This window comes from Streptomyces sp. MBT65 (genome assembly GCF_016612545.1).
GTDB lineage: Bacteria > Actinomycetota > Actinomycetes > Streptomycetales > Streptomycetaceae > Streptomyces.
This window is the reverse complement of record NZ_JAENRY010000108.1, coordinates 1-12,103: the sequence shown is the minus strand read 5'-3', so window position 1 is coordinate 12,103 and position 12,103 is coordinate 1. Positions and strand designations below refer to the sequence as shown.

Annotated in this window: 11 protein-coding genes; 10 read left to right on the top strand and 1 reads right to left on the bottom strand. The window is 71.3% G+C overall.

Features of this window, described 5'->3' with window-relative positions; all coding sequences use genetic code 11:
* The first annotated feature begins 177 nt into the window (after window positions 1-177).
* The 8 genes from JHN63_RS24635 (at window position 178) to JHN63_RS24600 (ending at window position 8,800) form a co-directional block, all read left to right on the top strand.
* The gene (locus JHN63_RS24635) at window positions 178-1,878 is read left to right on the top strand and encodes a hypothetical protein (protein ID WP_200684168.1); all 1,701 of its coding nucleotides are present in this window, start codon (window positions 178-180) and stop codon (window positions 1,876-1,878) included.
* A gap of 116 nt (window positions 1,879-1,994) precedes the next feature.
* Entirely contained in the window at window positions 1,995-4,049 is a 2,055-nt protein-coding gene (locus JHN63_RS24630; RefSeq protein WP_234477634.1) for a WD40 repeat domain-containing protein, read from the top strand.
* Between the two features lie 92 nt (window positions 4,050-4,141).
* Window positions 4,142-4,363 carry a PQQ-binding-like beta-propeller repeat protein gene (locus JHN63_RS54790; RefSeq protein WP_200684166.1) on the top strand — a complete coding sequence of 74 codons (222 nt, stop codon included), beginning with the start codon at window positions 4,142-4,144 and terminating at the stop codon, window positions 4,361-4,363.
* 166 nt (window positions 4,364-4,529) lie between these two features.
* Entirely contained in the window at window positions 4,530-5,270 is a 741-nt protein-coding gene (locus JHN63_RS24620; protein ID WP_200684164.1) for a DUF6193 family natural product biosynthesis protein, read from the top strand.
* Window positions 5,271-5,334: 64 nt separating this feature from the next.
* Window positions 5,335-5,994, top strand: a complete 660-nt coding sequence (locus tag JHN63_RS24615; RefSeq protein ID WP_200684162.1) for a TMEM175 family protein — start codon at window positions 5,335-5,337, stop codon at window positions 5,992-5,994.
* The gene (locus tag JHN63_RS24610; RefSeq protein ID WP_234477633.1) at window positions 5,991-7,799 is read left to right on the top strand and encodes an SMI1/KNR4 family protein; all 1,809 of its coding nucleotides are present in this window, start codon (window positions 5,991-5,993) and stop codon (window positions 7,797-7,799) included. The genes JHN63_RS24615 and JHN63_RS24610 overlap by 4 nt, the downstream gene beginning before the upstream one ends.
* Window positions 7,800-7,868: 69 nt before the next feature.
* Window positions 7,869-8,345, top strand: coding sequence for a MerR family transcriptional regulator (locus tag JHN63_RS24605; RefSeq protein ID WP_234477632.1), 477 nt, complete (start codon window positions 7,869-7,871; stop codon window positions 8,343-8,345).
* Window positions 8,342-8,800, top strand: coding sequence for a carboxymuconolactone decarboxylase family protein (locus JHN63_RS24600; protein ID WP_200684160.1), 459 nt, complete (start codon window positions 8,342-8,344; stop codon window positions 8,798-8,800). Before JHN63_RS24605 ends, JHN63_RS24600 begins: the two co-directional genes overlap by 4 nt.
* Here JHN63_RS24600 and JHN63_RS24595 read toward each other — a convergent pair.
* A complete protein-coding gene (locus JHN63_RS24595; RefSeq protein ID WP_200684152.1) occupies window positions 8,787-11,273 on the bottom strand; it encodes an alpha-L-arabinofuranosidase C-terminal domain-containing protein in 2,487 nt (828 codons plus the stop codon). The two genes, JHN63_RS24600 and JHN63_RS24595, sit on opposite strands and share 14 nt — an antisense overlap.
* Window positions 11,274-11,424: 151 nt before the next feature.
* On the opposite strand from JHN63_RS24595, the gene JHN63_RS24590 reads away from it, so the two are divergent.
* Window positions 11,425-11,607 (top strand): hypothetical protein, encoded by a 183-nt coding sequence (locus tag JHN63_RS24590; RefSeq protein ID WP_200684142.1) that lies wholly within the window; start codon window positions 11,425-11,427, stop codon window positions 11,605-11,607.
* Between the two features lie 2 nt (window positions 11,608-11,609).
* The gene (locus JHN63_RS24585; protein ID WP_200684140.1) at window positions 11,610-12,053 is read left to right on the top strand and encodes a DUF6314 family protein; all 444 of its coding nucleotides are present in this window, start codon (window positions 11,610-11,612) and stop codon (window positions 12,051-12,053) included.
* Window positions 12,054-12,103 lie beyond the last annotated feature (50 nt).

Genomic DNA, 12,103 nt, shown 5'->3' with positions numbered 1-12,103 from the left:
CTTTCTGCGATCACAACCCCTTCGACCGGGGCCTGTTGAGTCCTGCCGTCGGCCACTCCCGCGGTCGGCGTACCGTGGGCGTCCGTCCGGTCGCGCTGTTCTCACTGCTGTCGGCTCCAGCGAGGGGGTGCTGTAGGCATGCCGGAGGGGTTGGCCCAGTGGGGGCCGGAGCTTTTCATGACGCGGGAACGGGAGCTGCGTCGTGGACCGGCACCGGAGCACCACGCGGGGAGGCACATCCTGCGAGGGGGGTTCGAGCCGTGTCTGCTGACCCTGCTGCGGTTGTCTGCGGACAAGGACCAGTACAGGGACAAGGACGGGGACCAGGACAGGGACCCGGACGGCGCCCCGAGCAAGGCCCCCGGCAGGGATCTCACCAGGGGGTGGCTCCCGAAGGCGCTCGCCCGCACCGGCCACCTCGTCCGCGCGGCCGAGCTGGCCTGCACGAACAGTGACGAACTCGCGCTGAGCGATGAGCTGTTGGGGCTGGTGAAGGCCGCGGCCGACGCGGGAGACCTGTGCGGTGCCCAGGCACTGGCCGAGTCGATCCCCCTGCGGCAACTGCGGGACGACGCGCTGGTCGTCCTCGTGTCGGCGTGGGCCGTCACGGGTGAGCGCGACCGGGCCGTAGCGCTGGCGGAGACGATTCGCTATCCGCACAACTGGGCGCGGACCTGGGCCGTGCTGGCGAAAGCGGTGGCGGACCGCGGCGACACCGATGAGGCGCTCCGGTTCGCCGCCCGGGCTGATGACGAGGTGCGTGCGTGCGTCTTCGACGGGACGGGGCAGGTGCTCGCCCTGCTCATGGACCTGGCCGCCGCGACCGGCGATCATGTCCGGGCCGCCGAACTCGCCGACCGTGTCGAGGACTTCACCCGGACCCATGGCGGGACACCGTGGTCGCGGCCCCTAACGGCCGTCCTGGCCCGGGAGGCCCTGAGGGGAGACCTGGACCGGGTCGACGCCCTGCTGCGTCCTCCGCCCAGACCCCCCGTCGGCGCCGGGGGCGGCGGGTGCGGGTGGGCGATCGCTGAGACCGGGGACCAGGACGCAGAACAGGGCGCGGGCCAAGACGCGGTTCCGGACGGACGCCTTGACGAGACCGACGTACGCCCGCTCCCACCTCGGTCGTTCCTCGGTGCCCGGGGCCTGGCCCGCGTGCTGGACGCCGTCGCGGAGACCGCCGATCAGGACGTGGCCCTCGCCCTGGCCGACCGGGCCGAGGCGCTGCTCGGGGCCGGCGACGGCCGTGATCACGACACGCTGCTGAGGTCCGTGACGCTGCTGCTGGCCCGGCGAGGACAGGTCGAGCGCGCCATGGCCCTCGCCGAGTGGCTCGATCCCGAACTGCGCGCGGGGTGGCGGGCGGAGATCGTCGGAGCGGTGGCCCGCTACGGCGACACGGACGCGGCAGAGGCCCTCGGCCACGCGATCACCGACGACCGGGCGCGGGCCAGGGCACTGATCGACGTAGTCCGGGAACTGGCCCGGCGCGGTGCTCCGGGCCGGGCCGAGGCACTGGCCCATGCGATCAGCGACCGCTGGGCACAAGGCGAGGCGCTGGTGGCGGTCGTACCGGAGTGGGCTCGGCACGGCGACCCGGAGCGGGCGGAGGCGCTCGCCCACTCGATCGCCTACCGCGCTACAAGTGCCCGCGCGCTGGCGGCACTTGTGGAGGTGTCCGGGTCCGTGGAGGTGTCCGGGTCCGTGGAGGTGTCCGGGCACATGGAGATGTCCGGGCCGTCGCACGCGCGCAGGCTTGCCGCACAGGCCGTGGTGCTCGACGGCTGGGCCGCTGTCCTGCCGGTCCTGGAGCCGATCGTGCCTCGGTCGGCGGCAGTTGTCGTCGAGCAGATGATGATCCACGACGGGGTGTGACGTCCTGCCGGACCACACGTCACCGCAACTCACCTACGCACAGGCCGGGTTGCTGAAGGCGGCGGCCTGCGGGACCTTCGCCCTCCGCTGTCACCGCTGATTGCGAGTATGGCTCCATGATTCCGAAACTGCCCTTGCGCAGCCCGCGTTGGCGTGACCTCGACGGCGTGACGGCCGAGGAGGTGGAGGTACTCCTGGAGCAGATGGCCTCCGCCGCTGCCTCCGCCGCTGTCGGCCGCACCGCCACCGAGACCGGCGAGGGCTGGAGGCAGACCTGGACGGCTCTCGCCGGAGGCCTGTTGGACGACGGGACCGTCTTCGACGGGGCCTATGCGGCCCTGCCGTATCTCGTCGAGGCGGCAGCGGCCTTGCCGCCGGGTCAGTCCGTGGATTTCTGGGTGGACCTGGGATGCATCGTGACCGCGGAGGACAGAGCCCCCGTCCCGGCCGATCTCGACGCGGGGTTCAGTGCCGCACTTCGTCTGGCCGAGCAGGCGGCCGTACGGAGCCTCCTCTCCACCGGCGCTCCGGCCGAGGCCTGTGTCTCCCTCGCGCTGTCCTGCGTCGCCCTCGCCGGTCACCACATCGGCACGGCCCTGTGGTCTCTCCAACTCCAGGAGGGGTACCTGCGGTTGGTGTGTCCCGGGTGCGGGAGCGACACCGAGATCCCCGAGTTCTTCGTGGACCCGGTCCGTCCGGCTCTCGATGCTCCCGTGCTGCCTGATCCCGTCCGTGCCCGTCCGGGGCCGCACCCGTGGGGCGAGGTCGCCACGGCATTGCGCGAGGAGACCCTGGGGGACGGGTGGGAGCCCTTCCTGCGGGTGGCGCGCGGAGTCGCGGCGGCCGGGACACCCCTCGGGACACCGGGGCCGGCCGTCCTCTGTCTGGTCGCCGGCATGGTCGCGGCCAAGGGCACCCCGCAAGCGGCCGGGAGGAAGACGGCCCGCGAACGGATGCTGCTCACCGGGCACTTCAGCTGCTGGGACTGCGAACGGACCTGGACCATCGCCGACGGCCTGGCGGAGAACCCGGACGGCGCGCACCCCCAGAACCCCCTGCGGGACGAGTCGCCGACCGCCGACGACTCGGCTTCCGCGCTGCCCCCGGCCGCGACCGGCCCGACAGGCGAAGTGCCCACGCGGCTCCGGCAGGACGGGAGCGCCCTGGTCACGTCCGACGGCACAGCGTGGGGCCTCCTGGCGGAGTTCTCCGATCCGGCGCCGCTTTCCGTCGGGGGCGTCGACTCGCTGGCGGTCGTGGCCCGCCCCGGTCGGTCGCCGCTCGTCGCCGGCGTGGGAGACCAGGGCGCAGTCTGCCTCTGGGATCCGGCCACCGGCCGACTCAGCCATGACCCGCTGCCAGGACAGCCGGACCGTATCCGCTCGATGACGGCACTGCCCCTGCCCGACGGCCGCGTCCTGCTGGCGACCGGAGGCGAGACAGGGACGATCACCCTGTGGGATCCGGCCACCGGCCGCCCGGTCCGCGAACGGTTCGGCAGTCGGCCGGGCGAGGTGATCGGGATGTGCGCCGCGACCGTCCCCGACGGCCGGACCCTGCTCGTCACCGTGGCCCCCCGAGGCGCGGTCCGGTTGTGGGACCCGGCCACAGGCGAGTCCGTCGGGAGCCTCAACCCGTACGGCAGTCCGATCCGGTCGATCGTCGCCGTCCCGATCTCCGCCGGCCACACGCTGATCGCGGCCGCGGACACCGGGGGCCGCCTGCACGTGTGGGATCCGGCCGTCGAGGACCCCTGGGAGCCGGGCGCGGCCGTGCAGTTGAGCAAACGCGCCCTCCACGATGCCGACCACCGGGTGGCGGCGGTGGCGGCCGTGCCCATGCGGGGCCGTACCCTGCTGGCCACCGGGGACGACCGCGGTGCGGTCATGCTGTGGGATCTCGCGACCGGTGACCCGGTGGGCGACGGCCTGCCCTCCTCGACGGGCACCGCCGGCCTTCCGCTCCTGGCCGCCACCACGCCGCACGGGGGTCCCTCCGTCCTGGTCACCGGCAGCAGACTGAGGCGCGGCCTGCGGGTATGGGAACCGGAGACCGGAACGGTGCGCCACATCGCTCTGGAAGTGACGCTCACCTCGCTGGCCGCCACGGGTCCGGACCTGATCGTCGGACACGACCGCGGAGTGCTCGGAGTCCCGCTCGCCGGGCGGTGAACGCGGGCGGGCGGCCACGGGCGGGACACGAGTCCTGTGCGGGCGGGAGACGGGCGTCTGCCGGCCCTGGACACAGCCACCGGAGACCGGCGATGGGACGTCTTCCCCCATGGGGGCGTTCAGAAGGCGCCGACACTGGCCGACGGAATCGCGTACGTGGGCAATGGCGATGGTCTGCTCGCGCTGGACGGGGTGACGGTGAGGAACGCTGGCGGCCGGAAACCCAGGGGGAGGTGTATTCGTGGCCCGTGGTCGCTGGCGGGACGGTGTACGTGGGCAGCAAGGACGACTTCTTGTACGCGATCCACCCCTGACGCCCGCGGGCCCCTTCCGAGCGGAGGCGTTCGGCCGGGCTGTCCACACCACCCGTGACGGAGACGGAGAACCGCGTGCACCTCGATCTCGCGACCGCCTCCGCACCCCGGCGCGTGCGCCCGACCGGCATCCGGAGCACCCACGGTTCGGGCAGAATCACCAGCCGTGCCCACACCTCCCTCCCCCTCCGTCCTGTACCCCGATGTCGCGGACCGCGGCAGCCTCGCCGCAGCGCTCCGGGCCGTGGCGGACGGCCGCCTCGACGCCGTCCGCATCAGCTCCCCGGACACCGCCCCGCTGACGCACGCGAGCATCGAGAGCGCCCTGCCGCATCGCGAGTCGTTCCACGTCAGCGCCTGGCCGTACGAACGGCGGTGGTCCATCCGCGGCAACGAACCGCTCCAAGGGCTGGCCCTCGTCGACGGCAGCACGGACGACCTGGCGGAGGTCGCCGAAGCCGTCCGGGCCTGGCACGACGAGGTACCGCTGGACGAGCTCCGCGGAGCGGCCCCCTTCGTCCACCTGACCGGCCGCTTCGAGGTGCCCGACGGCGACCCCGCGCGCCTGACGGAGTCCGAGTGGCAGCACCTGCGCCGCCAGGCAGGCGAACAGGAGTACCCCTGGCGGGAGACGTACCAGGCTCTGATCGAGGCGGCGTACGCCGAGCCGGCGCTGCGTGCCCTCTACCCGTTCACCAGTCACTGGGTGCTGCGCTTCGCGACCGACACCCGCCCCCGCCTGACCGCCGTCGGACCGTCTCTGTTCGCGAACAGCGACGGCACGTTCGGGGTGGGCCGGGGTTTCATCGGCATCGACCTCGGCCGGTTCGCGACAGCGCGGGAAGCCGTGGCACAGGCCGTCCGCCACCTGCCGCCCGGCCTCGGCCCGGTCACGCTCGGCGGATGACGGCACGGTACGAGCCCCCTGCCCCTGCGCCGCGCCCGGAACGCGAAGCCCTACTGTCGTCGCCATGACGGAGCCAGTGGCGGAAACCCCCACGCACGAGAGCGACCCGAGCGCGGCACGGCTGATCGCTCTCTCCGACGGCATATACGCCATCGCGATGACCCTGCTGGTCATCGACGTCGGGGTCCCGGCCCATCTGGACGCCGCCGCATTCCACAAGGCCCTGGCCGACGCGCTTCCCAGTCTCGGCGCCTTCGCCCTGAGCTTCTCCCTGATCTCCGGGTTCTGGCGTGACCACCGCCGCATCCTCACCGCGCTGCCCACCGCGACGACCTTGGTCACGCGTCTGATCCTGCTGGGCCTCGGCCTGGTCGCCCTCCTGCCCTTCCCCACCGCGCTGTTGGCCGAATACGCCTCCCAGCCCGAAGCCGTCGCCCTCTACGCCGGTGCCATGGCCGCGGTCCACACGGTGCACGCGACCCTGCTGCTGCTCACGCAACACCAGGTGCACCCCTCGCCCGCGTCGCCCGCCGCCGTGGCCCGTCGCCGGTTCACCGCCCAACTCGGCTCCAGCGTCCTGGTCTTCGGCCTCTCCATTCCGCTGGCCTTCGTCAACACGCAGGCGGCCATGTGGTTCTGGGTCACGCTCGTCCCCGCCCACTACGTCCTCGGTCGCTTTCCCCGCCGCCTCCCGCGCCGGTGGACGACCGGGCACGGAGAATGACCGAGCCGATGGACGGGACGGAGCGGGCCGTACGGGAATCGTGGGGCCGCATAGCGGAGTGGCTGGGGACGCACGTCCCCGCGGGGCCCGTGCGCGCGGCGGCGGACGCGGAGCGGGTCGGCGCGGTCGTGAGCGCGCCGGGCGCCGCTCTGCCGGCGGACGTGCTCGCGTGGTGGCGACTCGACGACATGGCCGCAACGGCGTGGATCCCCCTGGACTTCGCCCCGTTGGAGCTGGACGAGGCGATCGAGATCAGGGACATCCTGGTGCTGGTCGCGCGGGACGAGGCGGCGCACTCGGACGCGCTTGCCGCCGCCACGGAGCACCTCCCCGGGTTCCTTCCGATCGCCGACGACGCGGGCGGCGACCACCTGCTGGTCGATCTCCGGTCCGGGCAACCGACGTTCGGTGCCGTCTTCCTCTGGGACCACGAGCTGCCCGGGCCTGGCACACCCCTGTGGGACTCGGTGTCCGAGCTGCTCGCGGACACGGCCGAGGCACTCACCACCGGCACACCGGCCCTGTCACGGCACGCCGAACGCGGTGGCGCCGAACGCCCCCGCGTCGCCACGATCACCGGCTCCCGTGAACTGGTCTGGAACGACGCCCACCCCGACATCACGTCCTTCGCCACTCCCTCCACCGAACGCCCACCCGTCCCGATCCCCGTCGACTGGACGGCCGTAGAGGCGTGGCTCGGACTGCGGCTGCCGGACGACTACAAGCAACTGGCGGACGGCTACGGCCCGTTGGACTTCGGTGAGCACCTCTGGATCCATGTGCCGTGCGTCGAGCGGGACCGCTTCGACTACGGCGACTGGCTGCGGGAGACACATCGCACGGCCCGCATCGCGGCCCGTCAACTGCCGGAGGACGTACGGCCGTCCGTGCATCCGGCACCCGGCGGGCTGCTGGCGTGGGGCTTCAGCCGGGGCAGTGACGTGCTGTTCTGGGACACCTCGGTCTCCGCGGACCCGAACCGCTGGACGGTCGTCGCCCGGCACTCCCACCCGGCGCCGGGCAGCGATCTGCTCCCCTTCCACCGCTACGACCTCACTCTCACCGGCTATCTGCTGCACACCGTCCGCGACACCCCGCAACTGCCATCCCCGCCAGGCCCGTTGCTGGGCCCCCTCCCCGGTAGCTTCGCCCGCACCGCGTACCTGCCCACGGCCGGACCATGGACCCCGCCCGCGCCCACCCCACCCCGGCTGACCGAGGCCGAGCGCCGCATCGCGCTGGAGACCGGCACGGGCCTCGACGCCCTGCGGCTGCTGTCCCCGACCCCTGAGCGCCCGTATCTCGGCGACGGCACCTGGGAGGAGCTCTTCGCCGAGCTGGGGACGCAACTGCCCAAGGAATACGTGGAGTTGATGGAGGTGTACGGCGCCGGGGACTGGGGCACGTGGCTGCGCTTCCTGACTCCGCTGCGCACCGGCGAACGGCGCTTCGTCACCCACGTCGAGGAGGCACTCGACGCCTATCGGATGCTGAAGGACAACTACCCGGACGGGTATCCGCTGACCGTCTGGCCGGCGCCCGGCGGTTTCCTGCCCTTCGCGAACTCCTACGACGCCGACCACCTGGGCTGGCTCACCCAGGGCCCGGACCCGGACGCCTGGCCCCTGATCGTGTGGCCCCGCCACACCGACCAGGGGCCCGCGTTGGCGGGCGGCCTCATCGACACGCTCCTCGCCTGGCAGCGCGGCACACCGGCCGTCCCCGGCCTGGCCGCGCTCGACGAGGAGGACGACCCCGTCGAGCACGCCGGTTTCGACGCGTGGGACGAGTACGCGTACTGGTGAGGCGCCCGCGGCCCTGGGCCGGAGGAGGCCCTTGACCTGGAGCGCGCTCCAGGTTCTACCGTTGTGTTCATGAGCAGCGGACAGCCCCTGAATCCCCTCCCCCGGGACCGGGAACCGACCCTGACCATCGCCCAGGTCGCGGAGCGCACCGGTCTCTCGCACGACACCTTGCGCTACTACGAGAAGGCCGGCCTGATCGAGCGGGTCGGTCGGAGCACCGGCAACCAACGGCGGTATCAGACAGCGGACTTGGCCTGGCTGGAGTTTCTGCTGCGGCTGCGCGGGACGGGTATGTCGATCGCCGACATGCAGCGGTTCGCGGCGCTGCGGGCGGCGGGGGACGTCACGGTCGCCGACCGGCTGGCGATGCTCCGCGAGCACCGCGCCGAACTGGCCGACCGGATCAGGGCGTTGCGCCGCAACGCGGCAGTGCTGGACCACAAGATCGACCACTACGAACGGCTGCTCCTCGACGAACACGGGCGCGAGCACGAGATCGAGAACGAGAACGAGAACGAGCAGCCGGGATCGGACGAACCGACATGAGCGCGAGCACCACCCGTGAAGAGCGTTTCACCCACGGCCTGGAGGTCCTGAAGCGGGTCGACGGCGAGGCCGGGCAGCGGGTCGTCGACTCGCTCGCCGACATCAACCCCGAACTGGGTCACCAGGTCGTGGCCTGGGCCTTCGGCGAGATCTACGACCGTCCCGGACTCGCCCCGCGCGACCGCCAGTTGGTGACGCTGGGCATGCTCACCGCGCTCGGCGGCTGCGAGGCCCAGCTCGATGTGCACGTGAACGCGGCGTTGAACGTGGGCCTCACGCCGGAGGAGATCGTCGAGGCCCTGACGCACTCGGCGGTGTACTGCGGTATGCCGAAGGCCCTCAACGCGACCTTCGCCGCGAAGAAGGTCTTCGCCGAGCGTGGACTGCTGCCGCTGGGACAGCAGCCCACGCCCGACACGGCGGACTCAGAAGCTACTTCTGCTACTTCTGCTTGATCCGCAGGAACGTGACGGAGTTCGCCGGAAACGTGTAACTGAACGTGTCGGCAACTCCCTTGAAGGTGGACACGACCGGCGCGACCGCCGCGGCCGTCTCGCTGTTCACCGCGTCGGGCGCGGCGGCGAGCGTGGTGACCTTCGCCCGGGACGCGACCTTCGCGCCGCCGAGGTCGATCGCCGTACGGGCCGCCGAGGACTGGTCGTTGACGACCTTGACGATCAGGTCACCGGTCCTGGCGTCCTTGGTGACGACCTGGCGGAACGGCTCGGCCGGCTTGTCGTCGGCGAAGCTGCCCCACTCCTGCCCGTCGAGGTAGAGGGTGACCTGACGGCCCCTCACCTTGATGTCCACGTCGTAGGCACGGCCCGTCTCGATGGTCCCCGGCTTGGCGATCAGCGTCGACTTGCCGCCGTCCACGGCCTGTTCGACGGCGGTCTGGGTGTTGTTCCAGCCGCCCAGGTTCCACCAGTAGTAGTTGCCGGTGTCCTTGACGCCGAACGCGACCAGGAAGCCTTCCTTTCCGGCCTTCTTGGTGGCCTTCACATGGAGGTCGTAGTCGTGCCAGGCCGGGTCGCCCGCCGACACCATGGTGTTCTCGGCGGCGGTGTCGGTCTGGACGTACTGCCCGTCCTGGAGGCTCCAACTCCCGCCTCCCGTATGGGTCCACCGGGTCGCGTCACCGGAGAAGTCGTCGGAGAGCAGCGCCGAACCGTCCGCCGCCGTCACCTTCACGTCGTCGTACGCCGCGCTCGTCGCCCAGGTCGACAGGCCGACCGCGCCGGAGATCGGGGCGACGAGTGACGGTGTGCCGGTGGCCGTCGACGGCACGACCCGGCTGCCGACGTTGTTCATGAACAGCTTCTGGACCTCGTAGTTGGCGGAGCCCCAGGAGGCGTGGTTGTTGAACCACACCAGGTCCGGGCGCCACTGGACGTAGTCCTCGTTGGCGAACAGCGGTGCGTAGGAGGCGAGTTTGACGACATCGGCGTTGCGTTCCAGGCCGGTCATGTAGGCGGCCTCGGCGAGGCCGTTCTTGAACGCGTTGCCGCCGGAGGCGTATTCGCCGAGGAAGACCTTCGGGCCGGTGCGGTCGTAGGAGTCGTAGCGGTTGTTGTTCTGCAGGAACCACTGCGGGCTGTTGTAGTAGTGCTCGTCGACCATGTCGACCTGGGCGTCCTTGTTGAGCTGCCAGGCCGTGTCGAAGGTCGAACCGCTGTCGTCCGGACCCACGTTGGAGATCACGGTCATGTAGGGGTACTTGGCCTCGATCGCCGTACGGAACTGCGTGAAGCGGGCGAAGAACTCGGCGGGGAGGTTCTCCTCGTTGCCGACCTCGATGTGGGTGAGGTGGAAGGGCTTGGGGTGGCCCATGCCGGCGCGCACCTTGCCCCACTTCGAGGTGACCGGGCCGTTCGCGAACTCGATGAGATCCAAGTTGTCCTGGATGTGCCGCTGGAGCAACGCCGGGTCGTCCACGGCCTTGTTCTGGCCGCAGCCGGTCACCAGGGCCGGTACGACGGGCAGCGGCATCGCGCCGATGTCCTCGGCGAGGCGGAAGTACTCGTAGTAGCCGAGGCCGTAACTCTGGTTGTAGCCCCAGAAGTTGGAGTTCGTGGCGCGGGTCTCGACCGGGCCGATGGTGTCCTTCCACTGGTACGAGCGCTTGCGCTGGTAGCCGGAGGCGGCGCTGTAGTCCTGCATGGAACCGGTGTTGACCAGGCAGCCGCCGGGGAAGCGTACGAAGCCCGGGTGCAGGGCGGCGATCTTCTCGGCGAGGTCCTCGCGGAGGCCGTTCGGCTCGTGCTTGTAGGTGTCGCGGGGGAAGAGGGACACCATGTCGAGGGCGGTCGCGTCGGTGGAGGTGACGGTGAGGCGGCCGGCGGTGCTGGTGCGGGTGGCGGTGAACGTGGCCCTGTAGCGGCCCCAGCCTCTCTTCCTCACCTCCACCTGGCGTGCGGTCGCCAGCGTTCCGCCCGCGTCCTGGAGGTCGACGCCGAGCGTGGTGCCGCCGCCGGCGCGGGCCCATACGGAGAAGTCGTACTTCTTGCCGTCCTCGACGGCGATGCCGGTGTTGTATCCGGCGTTCGTGACGGACGAACCGGCCGCCAGGGAAAGGTAGTTGCGGTTGGTCTCGTTGAGGCGGCCGGCGTCGTTCACCACCTGGGCCGTACCGGCGACCGTCCAGGCGGTCAGCGGGGTGTACGACTTGTTGTCGTCGGTGGAGTACTCGAAGGACCGGTTCTGCACGAGCTCCGCGTACAGGCCGCCGTCGGCCGCGCGGTTGATGTCCTCGAAGAAGACGCCGTACATCGTCCTGTCGATCCTGGCGCCCTGGGTCGAGGGGTCGACGGTGATCGCGTAGTCGGTGACGTCCTCGGCGTGGGCGGGGGCCGGGACGACGGCCGTCGCCAGCAGGAAAGCGCTTGCCCCTAAGGCAAGTCTCAGGCGGGTGCGGCTGGTGCGTGACATGGATACTCCGCGGCTCTTGTCGGATCGTGCGCGGCACTCGAACGTGGGGTTCGAGATACCGGACGTCGGTCAGCACTTCGAACGGCAAGATAGGCAAGGGGCGTGAGCACGTCAATGGGACCGGCGCGTGGTGGGACGTAGGGTCGAGGTCATGGATGTGCTGTCGCCGTACCTGGAGCTGTGCGGCTTTCTCGCCGCGGCACTGGGTTTCTTCACGTGGTTCGCCGGTCGTGTTCAGTGCCGTGGCACGGCCGACGGCGGTATGAGCGGTGCCCTGGCCGCCTACGAGGAGGCCTCGCCGAACGGCCGGCGTCGGTGGCGCGGGAGGGTGTGACGGTGGGCGAGTTCTGGCCGGTGCCCGATGTACTGGCGTATCTGTCCGGAAGGTGGCGGGTACGGCGGTCCGTACGGGACCTGACGAGCGGTGACGAGGGCGACTTCTCGGGCACGACCGTCTTCGGCCCGCTGCCGGAAGGGGGCCTGCTGCACGCGGAGTCGGGCACCTTCACCTGGCAGGGCGTGCCCCGCCCCGCCGAGCGCACCCTGCGCTTCCTGCCGGGCGCGGCACCGGGCACGGCGGACGTGCGCTTCGCCGACGGCCGCCCCTTCCACGACCTGGACCTCACCTCCGGCCACCATGTCACCGACCATCCGTGCTCGGCGGACCTGTACCGGGGCGAGTTCACGGTCCTGGACGGGGACCAGTGGCGGACGGTGTGGCGGGTGGGCGGACCTGCGAAGGATCTGGTGTTGAGTACGGGGTATCTGCGGGTGGGTTGAGTTGAGCGGGCGGATCCTGGCGGCGAGCGGGGGCGCGACGGCTGCGGGGC

Excerpts from the sequence above, each read along its gene's own strand:
- JHN63_RS24635 (WP_200684168.1), top strand. The coding sequence starts at position 178 with ATGACGCGGGAACGGGAGCTGCGTCGTGGACCGGCACCGGAGCACCAC.
- JHN63_RS24630 (WP_234477634.1), top strand. The coding sequence starts at position 1,995 with ATGATTCCGAAACTGCCCTTGCGCAGCCCGCGTTGGCGTGACCTCGAC.
- JHN63_RS54790 (WP_200684166.1), top strand. The coding sequence starts at position 4,142 with ATGGGACGTCTTCCCCCATGGGGGCGTTCAGAAGGCGCCGACACTGGC.
- JHN63_RS24615 (WP_200684162.1), top strand. The coding sequence starts at position 5,335 with ATGACGGAGCCAGTGGCGGAAACCCCCACGCACGAGAGCGACCCGAGC.
- JHN63_RS24610 (WP_234477633.1), top strand. The coding sequence starts at position 5,991 with ATGACCGAGCCGATGGACGGGACGGAGCGGGCCGTACGGGAATCGTGG.
- JHN63_RS24605 (WP_234477632.1), top strand. The coding sequence starts at position 7,869 with ATGAGCAGCGGACAGCCCCTGAATCCCCTCCCCCGGGACCGGGAACCG.
- JHN63_RS24600 (WP_200684160.1), top strand. The coding sequence starts at position 8,342 with ATGAGCGCGAGCACCACCCGTGAAGAGCGTTTCACCCACGGCCTGGAG.
- JHN63_RS24595 (WP_200684152.1), bottom strand. The coding sequence starts at position 11,273 with ATGTCACGCACCAGCCGCACCCGCCTGAGACTTGCCTTAGGGGCAAGC.
- JHN63_RS24590 (WP_200684142.1), top strand. The coding sequence starts at position 11,425 with ATGGATGTGCTGTCGCCGTACCTGGAGCTGTGCGGCTTTCTCGCCGCG.